At 67.5% G+C, this 20,217-nt stretch carries 17 protein-coding genes; 6 read left to right on the top strand and 11 right to left on the bottom strand.

The features are described 5' to 3' along the window. Nucleotides 1–67 precede the first annotated feature (67 nt). The 4 genes from BIV04_RS00275 to BIV04_RS00260 are packed head-to-tail and all read left to right on the top strand — an operon-like array spanning nt 68 to nt 4,312. The gene (locus BIV04_RS00275) at nt 68–712 is read left to right on the top strand and encodes a heme-copper oxidase subunit III (RefSeq protein WP_082059958.1); all 645 of its coding nucleotides are present in this window, start codon (nt 68–70) and stop codon (nt 710–712) included. Between the two features lie 21 nt (nt 713–733). Beyond that, nucleotides 734–1,549: a c-type cytochrome gene (locus BIV04_RS00270; protein ID WP_054146200.1), complete on the top strand. Its 816-nt coding sequence runs from the start codon at nt 734–736 to the stop codon at nt 1,547–1,549. 37 nt (nt 1,550–1,586) lie between these two features. After that, complete coding sequence (locus BIV04_RS00265; protein ID WP_083396023.1) at nt 1,587–2,654, top strand: ubiquinol-cytochrome c reductase iron-sulfur subunit; 1,068 nt, start codon at nt 1,587–1,589, stop codon at nt 2,652–2,654. Between the two features lie 47 nt (nt 2,655–2,701). Continuing rightward, nucleotides 2,702–4,312 carry a cytochrome bc complex cytochrome b subunit gene (locus BIV04_RS00260; RefSeq protein WP_055977003.1) on the top strand — a complete coding sequence of 537 codons (1,611 nt, stop codon included), beginning with the start codon at nt 2,702–2,704 and terminating at the stop codon, nt 4,310–4,312. A gap of 1,296 nt (nt 4,313–5,608) precedes the next feature. Here the strand turns inward: BIV04_RS00260 and BIV04_RS00255 are convergent. The 5 genes from BIV04_RS00255 to BIV04_RS00235 all read right to left on the bottom strand — a co-directional run bounded on the left by BIV04_RS00255 (nt 5,609) and on the right by BIV04_RS00235 (nt 10,828). Next, nucleotides 5,609–6,025 carry a cytochrome c oxidase subunit 4 gene (locus BIV04_RS00255; protein ID WP_054146161.1) on the bottom strand — a complete coding sequence of 139 codons (417 nt, stop codon included), beginning with the start codon at nt 6,023–6,025 and terminating at the stop codon, nt 5,609–5,611. Nucleotides 6,026–6,030: 5 nt separating this feature from the next. Beyond that, nucleotides 6,031–7,776 carry a cytochrome c oxidase subunit I gene (ctaD, locus tag BIV04_RS00250; protein ID WP_082059957.1) on the bottom strand — a complete coding sequence of 582 codons (1,746 nt, stop codon included), beginning with the start codon at nt 7,774–7,776 and terminating at the stop codon, nt 6,031–6,033. Nucleotides 7,777–7,787: 11 nt separating this feature from the next. Then, entirely contained in the window at nt 7,788–8,645 is an 858-nt protein-coding gene (coxB, locus tag BIV04_RS00245; RefSeq protein WP_082059956.1) for a cytochrome c oxidase subunit II, read from the bottom strand. 246 nt (nt 8,646–8,891) lie between these two features. Then, nucleotides 8,892–9,254: an iron-sulfur cluster insertion protein ErpA gene (gene erpA / locus BIV04_RS00240; protein WP_043594936.1), complete on the bottom strand. Its 363-nt coding sequence runs from the start codon at nt 9,252–9,254 to the stop codon at nt 8,892–8,894. Between the two features lie 158 nt (nt 9,255–9,412). Next, nucleotides 9,413–10,828, bottom strand: coding sequence for a dipeptidase (locus BIV04_RS00235; RefSeq protein WP_071253250.1), 1,416 nt, complete (start codon nt 10,826–10,828; stop codon nt 9,413–9,415). Between the two features lie 41 nt (nt 10,829–10,869). Here BIV04_RS00235 and BIV04_RS00230 point away from each other — a divergent pair, with 41 nt between their 5' ends. Further along, nucleotides 10,870–11,448 (top strand): DUF3043 domain-containing protein, encoded by a 579-nt coding sequence (locus BIV04_RS00230; RefSeq protein ID WP_054146162.1) that lies wholly within the window; start codon nt 10,870–10,872, stop codon nt 11,446–11,448. Between the two features lie 94 nt (nt 11,449–11,542). Here the strand turns inward: BIV04_RS00230 and BIV04_RS00225 are convergent, their stop codons facing one another. The 3 genes from BIV04_RS00225 to hisD form a co-directional block, all read right to left on the bottom strand. Next, entirely contained in the window at nt 11,543–12,595 is a 1,053-nt protein-coding gene (locus BIV04_RS00225) for a quinone-dependent dihydroorotate dehydrogenase (protein WP_255364089.1), read from the bottom strand. Further along, entirely contained in the window at nt 12,592–13,074 is a 483-nt protein-coding gene (gene nrdR, locus BIV04_RS00220) for a transcriptional regulator NrdR (protein ID WP_071253248.1), read from the bottom strand. The genes BIV04_RS00225 and nrdR overlap by 4 nt, the downstream gene beginning before the upstream one ends. A gap of 83 nt (nt 13,075–13,157) precedes the next feature. Next, complete coding sequence (gene hisD / locus BIV04_RS00215) at nt 13,158–14,468, bottom strand: histidinol dehydrogenase (RefSeq protein ID WP_071253245.1); 1,311 nt, start codon at nt 14,466–14,468, stop codon at nt 13,158–13,160. A 33-nt stretch (nt 14,469–14,501) separates the two neighbouring features. Between hisD and BIV04_RS00210 the strand changes: the two genes are divergently transcribed. Next, nucleotides 14,502–15,020: a flavin reductase family protein gene (locus tag BIV04_RS00210; RefSeq protein WP_071253243.1), complete on the top strand. Its 519-nt coding sequence runs from the start codon at nt 14,502–14,504 to the stop codon at nt 15,018–15,020. 41 nt (nt 15,021–15,061) lie between these two features. Here the strand turns inward: BIV04_RS00210 and dnaE are convergent, their stop codons facing one another. From dnaE to lspA, 3 genes are all read right to left on the bottom strand, one after another. Beyond that, nucleotides 15,062–18,526, bottom strand: coding sequence for a DNA polymerase III subunit alpha (dnaE, locus tag BIV04_RS00205; RefSeq protein WP_071254552.1), 3,465 nt, complete (start codon nt 18,524–18,526; stop codon nt 15,062–15,064). A 98-nt stretch (nt 18,527–18,624) separates the two neighbouring features. Beyond that, complete coding sequence (locus tag BIV04_RS00200) at nt 18,625–19,548, bottom strand: RluA family pseudouridine synthase (RefSeq protein ID WP_071253241.1); 924 nt, start codon at nt 19,546–19,548, stop codon at nt 18,625–18,627. Beyond that, the gene (gene lspA, locus BIV04_RS00195; RefSeq protein WP_071253239.1) at nt 19,545–20,216 is read right to left on the bottom strand and encodes a signal peptidase II; all 672 of its coding nucleotides are present in this window, start codon (nt 20,214–20,216) and stop codon (nt 19,545–19,547) included. Before lspA ends, BIV04_RS00200 begins: the two co-directional genes overlap by 4 nt. Nucleotide 20,217: the final 1 nt, after the last annotated feature.

Below are 20,217 nucleotides of genomic sequence, written 5' to 3'. Positions count from 1 at the left end.
CTCGGCGTCAAGGGAAATTCCCGACCCGGGGTTTCGAGCGCAAACCCAAGGCGACTTACCAGGCATAATGGACCTCGTGACAAGTACCTCTCTCTCGAGACCTTCTGGCGGCCCTGTCGTCAATCGACCCAGCACGGTTGCCGTGGGCACCATCGTGTGGCTCGGCAGCGAGGTCATGTTCTTCGCCGGCCTCTTCGCGATCTACTTCACGCTCCGCTCGACGTCTCCCGGCCTGTGGGCCGATCAGACGGCCCTGCACAACGTGCCGTTCGCGCTGACCAACACCATCACCCTGGTGCTGTCCTCGGTCGCCTGCCAGTTCGGAGTGTTCGCCGCCGAGCGCATGCAGCCGCACCGCACGGGCCGCCTGTTCCAGGTCAGCCGCTGGGGCATGGTCGAGTGGTTCTTCCTCACCTACGCCATGGGCGCGGTCTTCGTCTGCGGTCAGGTCTTCGAGTACGCGACCCTCATCTCCGAGCACGTCACCCTCAGCTCGAGCGCCTACGGCTCGGCCTTCTACATGACGACCGGCTTCCACGGGGCCCACGTCATCGGTGGTCTGATCGCCTTCCTGCTCACCATCGGTCGCGCGTACGCGGTCAAGAACTTCGGGCACAAAGAGGCGACGACGGCCATCGTGGTGTCGTACTACTGGCACTTCGTCGACGTGGTCTGGATCGGCCTCTTCATCGTCATCTACCTCCTCAAATAGGCATTGGATCGTCTGCACAGCATGTTCACGAGAACCTCGTCCTCCCGACGCACCAAGAAGGCCGGCCGTCGCGGCCCCGTCGCCACCGCCTCCCTGTTGCTGGTCGGTCTGCTCACCACGGGCGGTGCCTACGCACTCTTCTCCTCGACCGCCTCGGCGGACGAGAGCAGTGCGACCGCGACCTCGCAGCAGAGCATCGACGAGGGCCAGAAGCTCTTCGCCTCGAACTGCGCGACCTGCCACGGCCTGAGCGCGGCCGGCACCGACAGCGGTCCGAGCCTGATCGGCGTCGGAGCCGCCTCGGTCGACTTCCAGGTCGGCACGGGACGCATGCCCATGGCCGTCAACGGCCCGCAGGCCGAACAGAAGCCGACGCAGTTCTCCGACGAGCAGGTCGCCGCCATGGCCGCCTACGTCGCGTCGCTCGCCCCCGGGCCCGCGATCCCCGACGAGTCGCTGCTCCAGGCCGACGGCGACACGACCAACGGTGCCGAGCTGTTCCGCATCAACTGCGCCATGTGCCACAACGTGGCCGGAGCGGGTGGGGCACTCACCCAGGGCAAGTTCGCCCCCGCACTCGACGGGGTGACCGCCCACCACATCTACGAGGCCATGCAGACGGGCCCGCAGAACATGCCGGTCTTCAACGACCTCAACCTGTCGCCCCAAGACAAGGCCGACATCATCACGTACCTCAAGTACGTCGAGAACAACCCGTCGCCGGGTGGATTCGAGCTCGGGAGCCTCGGCCCCGTCGCCGAAGGTCTATTCATCTGGATCTTCGGGCTCGGTGCGATCGTCGCGATCACCATCTGGCTGACCGCCCGGTCGAACTGACCCGCGTTCTCTCCGTACTTCACGAAAGGCAGAATCAATGGCAGAGCACGACGACGAGGCCCCCATGGCGGGCTCGGCTGTCGAGAAGCGCGAGCCTCGACAGGTCTCGGCCGGCACGGCGGTCGTGACGTCCGACGTGTTCCAGAACCCGGGTGAGCCGCCGCACCGCGATCGCGTCACCGACATCGACCCCAAGGTCGAGAAGCGTGCCGAACGCCAGGTCAGCCTGTTCTTCTTCCTGTCGATCGTCGGCAGCATCGCCGCCATCGGCGCCTACGTCGCGTTCCCGATCACGTCGGGCGACTCGGGTTCGGTCCGACTGAACAACCTGTTCCTCGGTCTCGGGATCGCCCTCGGACTGCTGTCGGTCGGGATCGGTGCGGTTCACTGGTCCAAGACGCTCATGCCGGCTCGAGAGATCACCGAGATGCGCCACGACACGCGCGGCTCCGAGCCGACGCGTGAGAAGGCCGTCGAGGTCTTCGCGTTGGGCAACCACGAGAGTGGCTTCGGTCGCCGTTCGCTCATCCGCAACAGCCTGATCGGTGCACTCGTCGCGACTCCCCTGCCGGCCGTCGTGCTGTTCCGCGACCTCGCGCCCGCCGAAGATCCCAATGCCGTCCTGCGCCACACGCTGTGGGAAGAAGGCATGCACCTCGCCGCCGACCCCTCCGGCACCCGCATCAAGGCGTCGGACGTCACCCTCGGATCGGTGTTCCACGTCATCCCCGAGAACCTCAACGAATCAGAACACCTGCTCGAAGAGAAAGCCAAAGCGGCCGTCCTTCTCATGCGCCTCAAGCCGGAAGATCTCAATCCGGCCGAAGGACGCGAAGACTGGCAGTACGACGGAATCGTCGCCTACTCCAAGATCTGCACGCACGTCGGGTGCCCCGTGGCCCTCTACGAACAGCAGACACACCACCTGCTCTGCCCCTGCCACCAGTCCACGTTCGACGTGACGAACAACTGCGAAGTGATCTTCGGGCCCGCCAAGCGCCCCCTGCCGCAGCTGCCCATCACGGTCGACGCCGACGGGTACCTCGTCGCGCAGAGCGACTTCCACGAACCTGTGGGCCCGAGCTTCTGGGAGCGCGAAAAGTGATCACCACCACCCCGGCACAGGGTGCCGAACCGGCCACGTCGGACAACATCGGCAAGGCTCCGGCCTTCGCCCCGACGAAGACCAACAAATTCCTCGGCGCTACGGCGAACTACATCGACGAGCGCACGAGCATGTCCGGCCTGGTCAAAGAGGTGGGTCGCAAGATCTTCCCCGACCACTGGTCGTTCATGTTGGGCGAGGTCGCGCTGTACTCGTTCGTCGTCATCCTGCTCTCGGGCACGTTCCTGACGTTCTTCTTCCAGCCGTCGATGGCCGAGGTCAACTACAACGGTTCGTACGTTCCGCTCAAGGGCCTCAACATGTCGGCCGCCATGGCGTCGACGCTCGACATCTCGTTCGACATCCGCGGTGGTCTGCTCTTCCGGCAGATCCACCACTGGGCGGCCCTGCTGTTCGTCGCGGCGATCATGCTGCACATGCTGCGCGTCTACTTCACCGGCGCGTTCCGCAAGCCCCGCGAGATCAACTGGGTCGTGGGCTTCACGCTGTGGATCCTCGCCATGGCCGAGGGCTTCACCGGATACTCGCTTCCCGACGACCTGCTCTCGGGCAACGGTGCGCGCATCATCGACGGGATGATCAAGGGCATCCCCGTGATCGGCGTCTGGATCTCGTACCTCGTGTTCGGCGGTGAGTTCCCGGGGACCGACATGGTCGGCCGCTTCTACTCGCTGCACATCATGCTGCTGCCCGCATTGCTGATCGCCCTGCTGGGCGTGCACCTGCTGCTGCTGATCATCAACAAGCACACGCAGTTCGCCGGTCCCGGCAAGACCAACCAGAACGTCGTGGGCGTTCCGGTCATGCCCGTGTTCGCTGCGAAGGCCGGTGGATTCTTCTTCATCGTCTTCGGCGTCATCGTCCTGATCGCCTCGCTGTTCACGATCAACCCCATCTGGAACTACGGGCCCTACGACCCCTCCCCCGTGTCGGCAGGTACACAACCTGACTGGTACATCGGCTTCGCGGACGGGGCCCTGCGCCTCGTGCCCCCGGGTTGGGAGTTCGTCGCCTTCGGCTACACGGTCTCGATGAACATCCTGGTTCCGATCACGGTGCTCGGTCTCTTCATCGTCGTGGTCCTGCTCTACCCGTTCTTCGAGGCCTGGGTGACCGGCGACAAGCGCGAGCACCACATCCTCGACCGACCTCGCAATGCCCCCACACGCACCGCCATCGGTGCGGCCGGCATCGTGTTCTACGCCAGCCTCTGGGCGGCGGCGAGCTCGGACATCATGGCGACCCACTTCCACCTGTCGTTGAACTACGTGATCCACGCTTGCCAGGCAGCGTTGATCCTCGGCCCGTTCATCGCCTTCTGGGTCACGAAGCGTGTCTGCCTCGCCCTTCAGAAGAAGGACCGCGAGATCGCTCTGCACGGCTACGAGTCGGGACGCATCGTCCGTCTGCCGGGTGGCGAGTACATCGAGGTGCACGAGCAGCTCGACGAGTACGAGCGCTGGCGTCTGCTCGACTTCAACGAGTACGAGCCCCTCATGGTCCGTCCGAACGCCAACGGGAAGATCACGGCCCTGCAGCGGGCTCGTGCGTCGGCATCGTCGTTCTTCTTCGAGGACCGCATCGCTCCGGTGAAGCGTTCCGAGATCGAGGCATCGCACCACGACGAAGGCCACTGACCTTCCGATACCCGAGGCCCGGTTGCACGCTCTGTGCAGCCGGGCCTTCGGCATTCCCTGGGGAAACCGGCATGCCCCCGGCCGTACTCACAGGGAGCGCCGAGTTGCCCTCCCGGCTCAGCCGTACCAGCGCCGGCATGCACCCCCGGGAGACGGCCACGAGCGGACGTGAGCAGCCCCCGCCCCTCGTAGAGAGCCCGCCCGACTCAGCATCTCTCGGCCGCGTCCACGACGTTCGCTCGAGGTGGTGGGCTGCCCGGGGCAGACCAGGGCCTCTTCGTCTCGCCACGACGACGCGCCCACCAGGTCGGCCTTGCCCGCTCGTCGGGCTCCCGTCCTCGTCCCTGCCGTCCGACCCTCAGCTGGCGCGTACGCAGTCGAGGATCACGACAGGTCCCTCCCCCGCTCATGGCCTCCGTGCCGGCGCTCGTCGTCGACAGGACGTGACTCGGCCCGGTGGCTGCCGGTTCCTCCCGGTCAGTGAGCAGACACGGGCTCGACCTCCCGGGCGCCACTCCGCCTGCCCTCATCTGACGACTGTCTTCTGTCCTCGCCTCACAGAGCATGGTCCCGCGGGTCCCATAGCACCGGTGAGACGCTTCCTGGTCGCGCCGAAGGCGGATTCCCTACGCGGATGAGGTGCAGAGCGTCATGGCTGCTCCGTGGGCGTGACCCACTGCCGGAGGACGGTATGCACGCGGCCTCCGTCGGCCCCGCCGAGACCGGCCAACCTCGCGGACTCTAGATGGCCCTCAGGCTGGCCCCTAGTGGCCAGCAAAGATCCTGGGCCGAGTCGTCGCCAGGAGCCATGACGGCGAGGAGCTTCACGTGGACCAGATACCGGAAGAGCGGGCCTCTGCTTTATCGAAGAGGTCTCTCCCCCACGAGTACGGCCTTGCTTGCCACCCCGCGGTGAGGCCTGGTCTACCACCCCCACGGTGCGGCCTGGCCTGCCCCGCGCGGTGCGGCTTGGCCTGCCACGTACGGTAGGGCCTGGCTTGCCGCCCACGGTACGGGCTGGCTGGCCGCCCACTGCCGGCCAGAGCGTCGGGATCAGGGGCCCCTGCAGCAGCGCGTGCTGCTGTCGTCGCCAGGGCCGTCGAGACCCACACTCCCCAACTGGTCTTGTGGGTCTACCGTCAGTCGCGGGGCTGACGTCATGAGATCGTCAGGTTGATGACCGACGGCCGATGGCGCTCCCTCGAGGCTGCCGTCGTGAGCCTCTCGCCAGACGTGAGACGACGAAGGGCGCCGGTCCGAAGACCGACGCCCTTCCCGCTCGAACGAGCAGGCGAACTAGTGTGCGAAGTTGCCGCGGTAGTACTCGTAGACCCAGCCGACGAGGGCCACGGCCGTCAGAGCGGCACCGATGTAGATGATCCACATGCCGACTGCCAACGCCAGGAAGATGAGACTGCAACCAGCAGCGAGGATGATGGGCCACCACGACCACGGGCTGAAGAAGCCCATCTCGGGGTCACCGTCGTCGATGTTGGCGTCCAGACGGTCCTCGGGCAGCTCGCCCCCCTGGGTGGCGTGCGAGCGGCCCATGTAGAAAGCCAAGAAGGCGCCGAGCATGCCGGCCAGACCGATGCCCAGCGTGCCCGCCCATTCGACCTGGCCGGTGTCGAGCAGGCTCCAGAGCACGTAGACCGCGCACATGAGGAAGAAGAAGATCGCGAGGATCCAGAACAGCGTCGCGTTGGTCTTCATCGGGGCTACTTCACTTTCTCGCTGGACGCGTCGTACGTGGGGGCGTCAGGTGCGTCCTTCACCGGGCCGATGCCGACGGGCAGTCCGGCCTCGGGGTGGTTCAGGTCGAAGGCCGGCGACTCGGAACGGATGCGCGGGATCGACGTGAAGTTGTGCCGCGGCGGCGGGCAGGACGTCGCCCACTCGAGCGAACGTGAGTAGCCCCACGGGTCGTTGACCTCGACCTTGGGCGCGCGACGAGCCGTGATGTACACGTTGTAGAGGAACGGCAGGATCGAGACACCCAGCAACATGGCGCCGATGGTCGAGAGCTGGTTCATCCACGTGAAGTGGTCCTCGGGCTGGTACGTGGCGTAGCGACGGGGCATGCCCATGACGCCGAGCCAGTGCTGCACGAGGAACGTCGTGTGGAAACCGACGAACAGCATCCAGAAGTGGATCTTGCCGAGGCGCTCGTTGAGCATCTTGCCCGTCCACTTCGGCCACCAGAAGTAGAAGCCCGAGAACATGGCGAAGACGACCGTGCCGAAGACGACGTAGTGGAAGTGCGCCACGACGAAGTACGTGTCGGACACGTGGAAGTCGAGCGGGGGCGACGCCAGGATGACGCCGGTGAGTCCACCGAAGGTGAAGGTGATCAGGAAGCCGATGGCCCAGAGCATGGGCGTCTCGAAGGTGACCGAACCACGCCACATGGTGCCGATCCAGTTGAAGATCTTCACACCGGTGGGGACCGCGATGAGCATCGTCATCAGGGAGAAGAACGGCAGCAGGACGGAGCCGGTGACGTACATGTGGTGAGCCCACACCGTGACGGACAGGGCCGCGATCGAGATCGTGGCGTAGACGAGCGTCTTGTACCCGAAGATCGGCTTGCGGCTGAAGACCGGGAACACCTCGGACACGATGCCGAAGAACGGCAGGGCGATGATGTACACCTCGGGGTGGCCGAAGAACCAGAACAGGTGCTGCCAGAGGATGGCGCCACCGTTGGCAGGGTTGAAGACCTGAGCGTCGAAGACGCGGTCGAAGCCGAGCCCGAACAGAGCCGCGGCCAGAACCGGGAAGGCCATGATCACGAGGATCGAGGTGATCAGGGTGTTCCAGGTGAAGATCGGCATGCGCCACATGGTCATGCCCGGGGCGCGCATCGAGACGATCGTGGTGATGAAGTTCACCGAACCGAGGATCGTGCTGAACCCGGTGAGGCCGAGACCGAACACCCACAGGTTTCCACCCAGTCCTGGAGAGAACGTCGTGTCGCTCAGGGGCGCATAGGCGAACCAACCGAAGGACGCTGCCCCCTGGGGGGTGAGGAAGCCGGCGACGGCGATGATCGAGCCGAAGGAGTACAGCCAGAAGGCGAAGCCGTTCAGACGCGGGAAGGCTACGTCCGGCGCACCGATCTGGAGCGGCATGAGGACGTTCGCGAAGCCCGAGAACAGGGGGGTGGCGAACATGAGCAGCATGATCGTGCCGTGCATCGTGAAGAGCTGGTTGTACTGCTCTTTGGTGGCGACGATCTCGAGGCCGGGCGCGAAGAGTTGTGCGCGGATGATCAGCGCCATGACCCCGCCGAGGCAGAAGAAGAGGAACGACGTGATCAGGTACATGTACCCGATGGTCTTGTGGTCGGTCGACGTGATCCAGTTGACGACGACGTTGCCCTTGCGGCCGACCTTCGAGGCTCCGAAGTTCTGGCCGGACGAGGTCCCACCGGTGGTGGGACGGGTGGCGGTGGCTGAGCTCATCGAACCGTGCCTTACTTCTCGGAGTCTTCGGTGCCGGCGGCGTTGGCAGGTGCCTCGGTGCCGGGCTGGTTGGTGTTGGTGTTGTACTGGTCGCCCAGCAGGCCGGTGTTGCCCTCGGCGTCGAGCGTCTGCAGGTACTGGTCGTACTCGGACTGCGAGACGACCTTGACGTTGAAGAGCATCAGCGAGTGGTACTCGCCGCACAGCTCAGCGCACTTTCCGCTGAACGTGCCCTCTTTCTCGGGCGTGAAGTACATCGAGTTGGTCTTGCCGGGGATCGTGTCCTTCTTGTAGAGGAAGTCGATGATCCAGAAGGAGTGGGCCACGTCGCGCGACTTGAGGTCGATCTGCACGGTCTTGCCGACGGGAAGGTAGAGCTCGGGGAGCTGGCTCTCGTCGATCGTGCCGTCACCCAGTTCTTGTGCCTGGATGCCCTGGTAGTAGACGCTCTCGTCTTCGTTCTGCTGGTCAATGTAGTTGAAGTCCCAGGCCCATCGCTTGGCGTAGACGTCGATCTTCACGTCGGGGCTCGCGGTCGGCGCCTCGATGGCGGCCTGGTCGCGTGCGGTGAAGGCGAAGAAGCCCAGGACGAGGATCAGGGGCACGACCGTGTAGAAGATCTCGATCGGCATGTTGTAGCGCAGCTGGACGGGCAGGCCCGTCTGGCCCTTGCGTCGGCGGTAGGCCACGCACACCCAGATGATCAGGCCCCACACGATGACGCCGACGATCAGCAACACGATCCACGAGGTGACCCAGAGGCCGATGACGCGGTCCACGTGGTTGGTCGTGCCCGCGGTGGTGGGCAGCCACCCCTGCAGCTGGTCGGTGGTGCACCCCGCTAGCACGAGAGCCAGGACGACTGCCATGGGGGCGGCAGCCCAACGAAGACGGCGGTTAGAACGCACTGTTACCTCTCGGATGACACGACAGTGGAGGGTGTTCCCAGTGTTGACGGGGACCTGCCTAGCTTACTCGCAGGTTCGACCCCCCAGCGCACGGCACGCGCCGGAAGCCTCTCGACGTCGAGCGAGAAGACACCGGGACACGCGAGAGGGGACCACCCTCGCGGATGATCCCCTCTCGACGCGCGGCTCGACGCCGCCCCTCGACGATCAGTGGAAGCTGTCGCCGCAGGCGCAGCTGCCCTGCGCGTTGGGGTTGTCGATGGTGAACCCCTGCTTCTGGATGGTGTCCTCGAAGTCGATGGCTGCGCCGTCGAGGTAGGGAACGCTCATCTTGTCGACGATGACCTCGACGCCGTCGAAGTCGACCGTCGCGTCGCCGTCGAGCATGCGCTCGTCGAAGTACAGCTGGTAGATGAGCCCCGAGCAGCCACCGGGCTGCACGGCCACACGGAGGCGGAGGTCGTCCCGACCCTCTTGCGTGAGCAGGCTCTTCACCTTGTCCGCGGCGGTGGACGTGATCGTCACGCCGTGCGCCTTCGCGTCGACGGGAGCGGTTGCGATGTCGGTCATGGTGCCTCCTTCGGGCCGGGTCGAGTGCGGGGCACTCGTCGTCGACCAGTGTAAGCAGCCGGGGGCCGGTTTTGTTCCGGACCCGCGCCTCCCCCTGTCGTCCGGCCCCGCGCCTCCCCCGGTCGTCGCCGGTGCCGAGGAGGCGCGGGTCGCGCCGGTCAGCCCCTCGCGTCGAGGCGCGCCAGCAGGATCGCCTCGCTGAGGATCGCTCGATGCAGCACACCCAGGTGCTGCGATTCGTTCGGGCTGTGCGCTCGAGTGTCGGGGTCCTCGACGCCGGTCACGAGGATCTGGGCCTCGGGGAAGGTCCGGACGAGGTCGGCGATGAACGGGATCGACCCGCCGATGCCCGTCTGGACCGGCGCCTCGCCCCAGCCCTCGGTCATCGCGACGGTGGCGTCGGCGATGGCCGTGCCGGTCGTGTCCACCAGGAAGGGATCGCCCTGGTCGACGTCGTCGATCTCCACGTGGGCGCCGAACGGTGCGTGCTCACGCAGGTGCGCCTCCAGGGCGGCGTAGGCGTCCTCCGCGGTCTGCCCGGGAGCGATGCGGGCGCTGATGCGGACAGACACCTCGGGGCTCAGCGTGTTGGACGCGTTGGCCACCGAGGGGGCGTCGATGCCGGTCACGGTGATGGACGGCTGCGACCACACCCGGCTCAGGACGGGACCGCGTCCGATGGGGGTCACGCCCTCGAGCAGACCGCTCTCGTCCCGCAGCTGCTGCTCGCTCTGCTCCGGGTGCTCGGCCTCGCGACTCGTCAGCCCAGCCACGGCCACGCTGCCGTCGTCGTCGTGCAGGGTCGCGAGCAGCTTCACCATGGCCAGCATGGCGTCGGGGACCGCCCCGCCGAGCATGCCGGAGTGGGACGCGTGGGCCAGGGTGCGGACGGTCAGGCGGAAGGTCACGTTGCCACGCAGGCCGACGGTGATGGCGGGCACCGTCGTGCTCCAGTTGTCGGAGTCCGCCACGACGATGACGTCGGCACGGAGCTCGTCCTCGTGCTGCACGAGGAAGTCGGCGAAGGAGCGGGAACCGAACTCCTCCTCGCCCTCGATGAACAACGAGACGCCGACGCCGAGGTCGTCTCCGAGCACCTCGTTCACCGCACGGAGGGCCGCCACGTGCGTCATGACGCCGGCCTTGTCGTCGGACGCTCCGCGCCCGTACAGCCGGTCGCCCTTGACCGTCGGCTCGAAGGGAGGGGTGTCCCAGTCGGCGTCGTCTCCCTGCGGCTGCACGTCGTGGTGCGCGTACAGGAGGATGGTCGGCTTGCCGTCCCGAGCCGGACGGCGCGCGAGCACGGCGGGCTGACCGAGGGTTCCGCTGCCACCGATGGGGGCCCTGCTCACGGTCACCTGCTCGAAGAGACCCGTGCCCTCGACGAGGGCGGCGACCGCGTCGGCGCTGCGTCGCACGTGCTCGGGGTCGAAGGCGTCCCACGAGACGGAAGGGATGCGCACGAGGGCGCCGAGGTCGGCGATCGTCGCGGGCAGGCCCGCGTGCACGGCCTCCGCGAGTTCGCTGACAGTACGGGGATCGGTGGGTCGGACGGGATGCTGCGAGTCGCTCATGCAGGTAATCTTAGGAACTCGGACAACCCTGAGGATCTCCCGTGGCCAAGCCAGACAGCAAGACGACCGAGACGACCACCGTCGCCGAGCCCGAGTCGACCGCGGTCGGCAAGGGTCGCCCGACGCCCACGCGACGCGAACGCGAAGCCGCCAACCAGAGGCCCCTCGTCGCTTCGGGCAAAGAAGCCCAGAAGGCGCAGCGTGCCCGTCTCGCCGAGCAGCGTGACCGTGCCCGCGTCGGCCTGGCCAACGGCGAGGAACGCTTCCTGCCCGACCGTGACAAGGGTCCGCAGCGTCGATTCATCCGCGACCACGTCGACGCCCGCTTCAGCGTGGGCGAGGCCATGATCCCCATCATGGTCGTCGTCATCGCCATGACGCTCGTGCAGTCGGCGGCCATCCAGTCGATCACGTTGCTCGTGCTCTGGGGATTCTTCGCCCTCGCCGTCGTCGACTGCCTGATCGTCGGCCGGAGCGTCAACCGCAAGCTCGCCGCCAAGTACGGGGCCGAGAACGTCCGCAAGGGCAACCGGTGGTACGCCGCCATGCGAGCGATGCAGCTCAAGCCCATGCGCCTCCCCAAGCCGCAGGTCAAGCGCGGCGAATACCCGACCGCCTAGGCGGCACATCGCCCCGGCCGACGAACGACGAACGGCGTCACCCCTCGCGGGTGACGCCGTTTCGCGTCGGCGGCTGCATGGACCGGAGGTCTCGTCAGGCGGTGGGCCGTCGCCGACGCAGGGCGACGAGCCCTCGGTTGACCTGGCGCGCCCAGAGCGGCCCCCGGTAGAGGAAGGCCGTGTAGCCCTGCACCAGCGTGGCCCCGGCGCGTAGTCGTTCGTCGACGTCCTCGGCGCTCGAGACGCCCCCGACGGAGATGACGCACGTCTCGCTCGGGACGGACTCCCGGACGAGCCTCAAGACCTCGAGGGATCGTGTGGCGAGTGGCGCACCCGACAGGCCACCGGCTCCCGCGGCCTCGACGACGGCCCCCTCGGTGACCAGGCCCTCTCTCGACACCGTCGTGTTGGTCGCGATCACGCCTGCCAGGCCGAGCTCGGTGACGAGGGCACCGATGCGGCGAACCCCGTCGTCGTCGAGGTCGGGTGCGATCTTGACCAGCACCGGGGTGTGCCCCGCGGCGTCGCGGACGGCCTCGAGGAGCGGGGCGAGCCTGTCGAGCTCTTGGAGCCCGCGGAGTCCCGGGGTGTTGGGCGAACTGACGTTGACGGCGAGGTAGTCGGCCAAGGGAGCAAGGAGGCGCGTGCTGGCGAGGTAGTCGTCGATCGCGTCGTCGACGTCCACGACGCGACTCTTGCCGATGTTCACGCCGATGACGGGCCGTGACGGAGCTGATCGTGCACGGCTGAGTTCGAGGGCCGCCGCGTGGGCACCGGAGTTGTTGAACCCCATGCGGTTCACGACGGCGAGGTCGGGCACGAGGCGGAAGAGCCGAGGACGCTCGTTGCCGGGCTGCGGCCGAGCCGTCACCGTGCCCACCTCGACGTGCCCGAACCCGAGCGCGCCGAGACCGGCGATGCCCTTGGCGTCCTTGTCGAAGCCTGCCGCGACGCCGAAAGGTGAGCCGAAGCGGAGTCCGAGCGCCTCGACTGCGAGGGACGGTGCCGGGGCCGTCAGGCGTCCGACGACGCCGGCCAGGCCCAGCTTGGGGATTGCCTTGATGACCCGGAACGCGAGATGGTGGGCGTCCTCGGGGTCCATCTTGGCGAAGACGACGTCGAAGAGGACGCGGTACGGGGTCCTCACTCGTCGACCGACCGGGTGGACGGCGGACGGGACGCGTGCTCTTCGCGCAGTTGACCGATCGAGGCCTCGAAGTCCTCGAGCGAGTCGAAGGCCTGGTACACGCTGGCGAAACGCAGGTACGCCACCTCGTCGAGATCGCGGAGCGGAGGCAGGATGGCGAGTCCGATGTCGTTCGCCTCGATCTGCGACGCACCGCTCGCCCGGACGGCCTCCTCGACCTTCTGCGCCAGGACGGCGAGGTCGCCGTCGGTCACCGGACGACCCTGGCAGGCCTTGCGAACGCCCGAGATGATCTTGTCGCGGCTGAACGGTTCGAGGACGCCGTTGCGCTTCACCACGTTGAGGCTCGCGGTCTCGGTCGTGCTGAACCGACGACCGCAGTTCGGGCACTGCCGGCGACGACGGATCGACGTGCCGTCGTCACTGGTGCGGGAGTCGACGACTCGGGAGTCGGGGTGGCGGCAGAAGGGGCAGAACATGGTGCGGCCAGATTATCGGACGACCGGGACGACGTCGGACGCCCGGGCCACCCGAGAGCCCTACCGCGGGGACGGTACCCGGTTCAGGGGCGCGACAGCCGGGCCGCGACGGCCTCGCCGTGGGCGGGCAGCAGTTCGGCGTTCGACAGCGCCACGAGCCGTTCGGCCACGACTCCGAGGGCCTCGGCGTCGTATCGGACGATCTGCTGGGGCCGGAGGAACGTGAACGCGCCGAGCCCGGACGAGAAGCGCGATTGCCCGCTGGTGGGCAGGACGTGGTTCGAACCGGCGAGGTAGTCGCCCAGGCTGACGGGCGTGTCGGGCCCCACGAAGATCGCTCCGGCGTCGGTGATGTCGGCCAGGACCGCGTCGTCGTCGCGGGTCTGCACCTCGAGGTGCTCGGGCCCGTAGGCGTTGCTGAAGGCGGCGGCCTGCCGCAGGTCGTCGACCAGGACCACCGCCGATTGGCGACCGGAGAGGGCGGTCCGGACTCGGGCGGCGCTCAGGGTGCGGGGCACGAGCCGGGTCAGCTCGGCGACGACGGCCTCTCCGAAGGCGGCTGAGTCCGTCACGAGGACGGCCGAGGCCTCCTCGTCGTGCTCGGCCTGGCTGATGAGGTCGACGGCGACCAGCGTGGCGTCCGCCGAGTCGTCGGCGATGACGAGGATCTCGGTCGCGCCGGCCACCGAGTCGATGCCGACTCGACCGCGCACGAGCTGCTTCGCCGCGGCGACGAAGTTGTTGCCGGGACCCGTGATGACCTGGACCGGCTCGAGTTCGAGCTCGGGCACGCCGTAGGCGAGCGCACCGATCGCTCCGGCACCACCGATGGCGTACACCTCGTCGATTCCCAGCAGGCCGGCGGCACCCAGGATGACCGGGTGGACTCCCCCGCCGTGCTCGCTCTGCGCGGGCGACACGAGGGCGATCGACGACACTCCCGCCACCTGTGCGGGGACGACGTTCATCACCACGCTGGAGGGATACACGGCCTTGCCGCCTGGGACGTAGACCCCGGCGCGCGTGACGGGTTGCCACCGCTGCTCGATGACGGCTCCCGGGGCGGGGCGGGTCGTGGTCGGCGCCGGGACCTGGGCGCGGCTGGCCTGCGTGACCCTCGCGATCGACTCGACCAGCGCCTCCTTGACCAAGGGGTCGAGGGCCGCCACGGCGTCGTCGATGGTCTGCGTCGTGACGCGCAGCGTGTCGGGACGGACGCCGTCGAAGCGTGCCGCCTGGTCGCGCAGGGCGGCGGCACCCCGCTCACGGACGTCGTCGACGAGACGCCGGGCGGCGTCCGTCGCGGCGCCGACGTCGGCGTGGGACCGCGGGACGAGGTCGAGCAGCTGGGCGTGGGTCGGCGCGAGACCGCGCAGATCTGTGGTCTGGATCATGGCCCGTCCAGCCTAGTCAGTAGGGTCGGGAGCATGACGGACGACAACGCGACGACCTCGCGGCCCGACGACTCCCTCGAGGTGTTCAAGGACGCCTTCCGACGACACGCCGCCGGCGTCGCGATCGTGACGGCGCGAGACGGCGACGGCGCGCCGGTCGGGTTCACGGCCACGTCACTGGCGTCGCTGGCCGCCGTGCCGCCGCTCGCGACCTTCAACATGGCCAGGACGGCGAGTTCGTGGCCCGCCCTCTCGGAGACGGACCAGGTCATCGTGCACCTGCTCGGCCTGCGCAACCGGGACCTCGCCCGACGCATGGCGGGTCCCGCCGCCGAGCGCTTCGCCGGGGACCACTGGACCGACGGCCCGAACGGAGTGCCGCTGCTGACGGGTGTGACCGCCTGGATGACCGGGACCGTCGTCGAGCGGTTGCCCGTCCACGGGAACGCCGTCGTGGTCGTGCGCATCGGGACGGGCGGCGTCGGCGAGGACGACGACGCCCTGCTGTACCACGACCGACGGTACCTGAGGCCTGTACACCTCGACGACTGACACCGGGCACACCTCACGACGGCAGCCGGGTGCCGACCACCTCACACGAGGCAGCCGGGACCCAGCAGGCTCTTGAGTTCGCCGAACAGGTCGGCCGTGACGTCGACCGGCATGGGGATCTCGAACACGCGGGCGGCCTCGCCCTTGACGAGTCGGAGACGGACCTCGGTGCCGCCGGCGTGACGACCGAGCACCGCCGCCAGTTCGGTGACCGTGTCGTGCGTGGCCCGGTGTTCGGGCATCTGCAGGAGCAACGGCCCGTGGTTCACGCCGACGCCCAGGTCGGGCATGAACATGCTCGCGGCGTGCATGTTCATGCCGTCGTCGCGGACGCTGACCCGGCCCTTGAGCACGATGATCGAGTCGCCGACGAGCGACGGCCCGAACTCTTGGTAGGTCTTGCCGAGGAACATGGCCGAGATCTCGCCCCCGAAGTCCTCGACGGTGATGATGCCGTAGGGGTTGCCCGAGTTGCGCGCGACGCGGTGCTGCACGCTGGTGATGAGCCCGGCGATCGTGACCGTCTCGCCGTCGATCGTCGCGGGGTCGCTCGCCAGGATGTCGGTGACCGTCGTCTGGGCGTGCTTCGCCAGGGGCAGCTCGAGACCGGCGAGCGGGTGGTCGGAGACGTACAGGCCCAGCATGTCTCGCTCGAACGCCAGCTTGTCGCGTTTCGACCACTCGGGACGTTCGGGCACGTGCTGGACGTCCTGGGGCTCGTCCCACAGCGAGTCGAAGTCGAAGCCGACCTGGCCGTTCGCCTCGGCGCGCTTCTCGCTGACCGCGGCCTCGACGGCGGATTCGTGGATCTCGACGAGGGCACGCCGCGTCGACCCCAGCGAGTCGAATGCTCCTGCCTTGACGAGCGACTCGACGGTGCGCTTGTTCGCCACGGGCAGCGGTACCTTGCGCAGGAAGTCGTGGAAGGAGGTGAACGCACCCTCTTTCTTGCGCGCGGCGATGACGTGGTCGACCACGTTGAAGCCGACGTTGCGCACGGCCCCCATGCCGAAGCGGATGTCGTCGCCGACGGCCGCGAAGAACCCGATGCTTTCGTTGACGTCGGGCGGCAGCACCTTGATGCCCATCCGGCGGCACTCGTTGAGGTAGAGGCCCAGCTTGTCTCGGGAGTCCCCCGTGCTCGTGAGCAGGGCGGCCATGTACTCGGCCGGGTAGTGGGCCTTGAGGTAGGCCGTCCAGTACGAGACGACGCCGTACGCGGCCGAGTGCGCCTTGTTGAAGGCGTAGTCGGAGAACGGCAGCAGGATGTCCCAGAGCATCTTGACGGCATCGGGCGAGAACCCGTTGTCGAACATGCCCTGCTCGAACCCGGCGTACTGCTTGTCGAGCTCGGACTTCTTCTTCTTGCCCATGGCACGTCGGAGGATGTCGGCCTGACCCAGCGAGAAGCCGGCGACCTTCTGGGCGATGGCCATGACCTGCTCTTGGTAAATGATCAGGCCGTAGCTGGTCGAGAGGATCTCTTGCAGCGGCTCTTCGAGCTCGGGGTGGATCGGGGTGATGTCTTGCGCGCCGTTCTTGCGCAAGGCGTAGTTCGTGTGCGAGTTGGCGCCCATGGGGCCCGGCCGGTAGAGCGCGATGACTGCCGAGATGTCCTCGAAGTTGTCGGGCTTCATCAGGCGGAGGAGCCCACGCATGGGCCCGCCGTCGAGTTGGAACACCCCGAGCGTGTCGCCGCGCCCCAGCAGTTCGTAGGCTCCCCGGTCGTCGAGCTCGAGGTCTTCGAGCACGAGGTCGAAGCCACGGTTCGTCTTGATGTTGTCGAGGGCGTCGTTGATGATCGTGAGGTTGCGCAACCCCAGGAAGTCCATCTTGATGAGGCCCAGCGACTCGCAGGCCGGGTAGTCGAACTGCGTGACGATCTGACCGTCTTGCTCGCGCTTCATGATCGGGATGATGTCGATGAGCGGATCGCTCGACATGATGACCCCGGCGGCGTGCACACCCCACTGGCGCTTCAGCCCCTCGAGGCCGAGCGCCGTGTCGAAGACGGTCTTGGCCTCGGGATCGGACTCGACCACGGTGCGGATGTCGCCGGCCTCTTTGTAGCGCTCGTGCTGCTTGTCGAAGATGCCGGTGAGGGGGATGTCCTTGCCCATCACGGCGGGGGGCATGGCCTTGGTGAGCTTCTCACCCATGCCGAAAGGGAACCCGAGCACTCGAGAGCTGTCCTTCAGGGCCTGCTTCGCCTTGATGGTGCCGTACGTGACGATCTGGGCGACACGTTCGTCGCCGTACTTCTCGGTGACGTACTGGATCACCTCGCCGCGACGACGATCGTCGAAGTCGACGTCGAAGTCGGGCATGGAGACGCGGTCGGGGTTGAGGAACCGCTCGAAGATGAGACCGTGGCGCAGCGGATCGAGATCGGTGATCCGCATGGCGTAGGCGGCCATCGAGCCTGCCCCCGAGCCACGGCCCGGCCCGACCCGGATGCCGTTCTCCTTCGACCAGTTGATGAAGTCCGCGACCACGAGGAAGTAACCGGGGAATCCCATGCCGGTGATGACGCCGATCTCGTACTCGGCCTGCTTGCGCACGTCGTCGGGGATGCCCGCCGGGTAGCGGTACACGAGACCCTTCTCGACCTCTTTGATGAACCAGGTCTCTTCGGTCTCGCCCTCGGGCACCGGGTAGCGCGGCATGTAGTTGGCCGAGGTGTTGAACTGCACGTCGCACCGCTCGGCGATGAGCAGCGTGTTGTCGCAGGCCTCGGGGTGGTCGCGGAAGAGGTGTCGCATCTGCTGGGCGGACTTGAGGTAGAACTCGTCGGCGTCGAACTTGAACCGGTTCGGGTCGTTCAGCGTCGAGCCGGACTGGACGCAGAGGAGTGCCGCGTGACTCGTGGCATCGTGCTCGTGCGTGTAGTGGAGGTCGTTCGTCGCGACGAGCGGCAGGTCGAGGTCTTTCGCCAGGCGCAGCAGGTCGCCCATGATCTGGCGCTCGATGCCGAGTCCGTGGTCCATGATCTCGGCGAAGTAGTTCTCTCGGCCGAAGATGTCGCGGAAGTCGGAGGCCGCCTTGAGCGCCTCGTCGTACTGGCCGAGCCGCAGGCGGGTCTGCACCTCGCCGCTCGGGCAACCGGTCGTGGCGATGAGACCCTCGGAGTACTGCGACAGCAGTTCGCGGTCCATGCGGGGCTTGAAGTAGTAGCCCTCGAGCGAGGCCCGGGACGAGAGGCGGAACAGGTTGTGCATGCCCGTGGTGTTCTCGGACAGCAGGGTCATGTGCGTGTAAGCACCGGAGCCCGACACGTCGTCGCGTCCGCCGTCGCCCCATCGCACGCGCGTCTTGTCACCCCGGTGCGTGCCCGGCGTGATGTACGCCTCGGTGCCGATGATGGGCTTGACGCCCGCCTCGGTCGCGGTCTTCCAGAAGTCGTAGGCGCCGAACACGTTTCCGTGGTCGGTGACCGCAACCGCGGGCATTCCCTGCGCCGCGGCCTCGGTGACCAAGGGCTTGACCCGGGCCGCACCGTCGAGCATCGAGTACTCGCTGTGCACGTGCAGATGGACGAATGAGTCTTTGCTCGAGGCCACAGGGCTCCTCGTCTGGTGGTGGATCTGGCGACTAGGGGAACAGCCTAACTCCGACGGAGGACATCGAGAGCGTGCTGCAGGTCGGTGGGGTAGGTCGACCGGTACACCACCGGCTCACCCGTCCCGGGGTGACGGAAACCGAGCTGTACGGCATGGAGCCACTGTCGGGTGAGACCGAGCGTCGTCGAGAGCGTCGGGTCGGCCCCGTAGGTCGCGTCACCGACACAAGGGTGTCGCTGGGCCGCCATGTGGACCCGGATCTGGTGGGTCCGCCCCGTCTCGAGGTGGACCTCGAGCAACGAGGCCGACGGGAACGCCTCGACCGTCTCGTAGTGGGTGACCGACGGCTTGCCGTCGACGACCACCGCGAATTTCCAGTCGGACGACGGGTGGCGTCCGATGGGCGCGTCGATCGTCCCGGTCAACGGGTCGGGGTGTCCCTGGACGACCGCGTTGTAGATCTTCTCGACGGTCCGTTCACGGAACGCCTGCTTGAGCAGCGTGTAGGCCCGCTCGGTCTTGGCCACGACCATGAGTCCGCTGGTGCCGACGTCGAGGCGGTGGACGATCCCGGCCCGTTCGGACGCGCCCGACGTCGACACGGTGAAGCCCGCGGCGGCGAGCCCGCCGAGCACGGTCGGGCCCGTCCACCCCACCGAGGGGTGAGCAGCGACGCCGACGGGCTTGTCGACGACGACGATCTCGTCGTCGTCGTGCACGACCGCCATGCCCGGTACGTCGACCGCGACCACGGCGGGGGCCTCGCGTGGTGACCACGTGACGTCGAGCCACGCACCGGCCTCGAGCCGGTCCGACTTGCCGACGGTGCGACCGTCCACCGTCACCCCACCCGAGGCCGCGACCTCGGCCGCGAAGGTACGGCTGAAGCCGAGCAGCTTCGCCAGGGCGGCGTCGACCCGCTCGCCGGCGAGCCCGTCGGGCACCGGGAGGGCGCGCGTCTCGCTCACGTAGTGCTCCGGCGGTCGGCAGGAGGCGCGGCGTCGGCAGGAGCGCTCGGCTCACCGTCACGAGTCGTCGGCCGGCCGTCCGGCGCCGAGTCGGCCATCGGAGAACTGCCGTCGCGCCCGTCCTCTACCGAACCCCGAGCCTTCTTCGTGCTCGGTGTGCGCGTGCCGTCGAGCCCGATGCCCAGCAAGGTGAGCAGGAGGAGCAACCCCATGCTCGAGACGATGAAGACGTCCGCCACGTTGAAGATGGCCGGCAGGAGCGAGGGGAAGTAGATGAAGTCGATGACGTGCCCCTGCCCGAAGGAGGGCTCACGGAGCAGGCGGTCGGTGAGGTTGCCGAGGGTACCGCCGAGCAGCATGCCCAGCATGATCGACCAGGCCAGCGATCGGATGCGCCGGGCCACGATCAGGATCGCGACGGCGACACCGGCGGCGGCGATCGAGAAGATCCACGTCGAGCCGCTCGCGAACGAGAAGGCGGCACCGGGGTTCTTGACGAAGTGCAGTTGGAAGAACTCGCCGACGACGTCGACGGACCCGCCTTCGACGAGAGTGCGGGTGACCAGCAGTTTGGTGCCCTGGTCGAGGCCGTAGGCCACGACCGCGACGAAGGCCAGCGTCGCGAGAACGCGGACGCTGGCCTTCGTGGTGGGCTTGTCGCTCGACAAG

The sequence above is a fragment of the Frigoribacterium sp. MCBA15_019 genome (assembly GCF_001864945.1).
In the GTDB taxonomy this organism is placed as follows: Bacteria; Actinomycetota; Actinomycetes; order Actinomycetales; family Microbacteriaceae; genus Frigoribacterium.
This window is presented reverse-complemented; position numbering and strand designations above follow the sequence as displayed.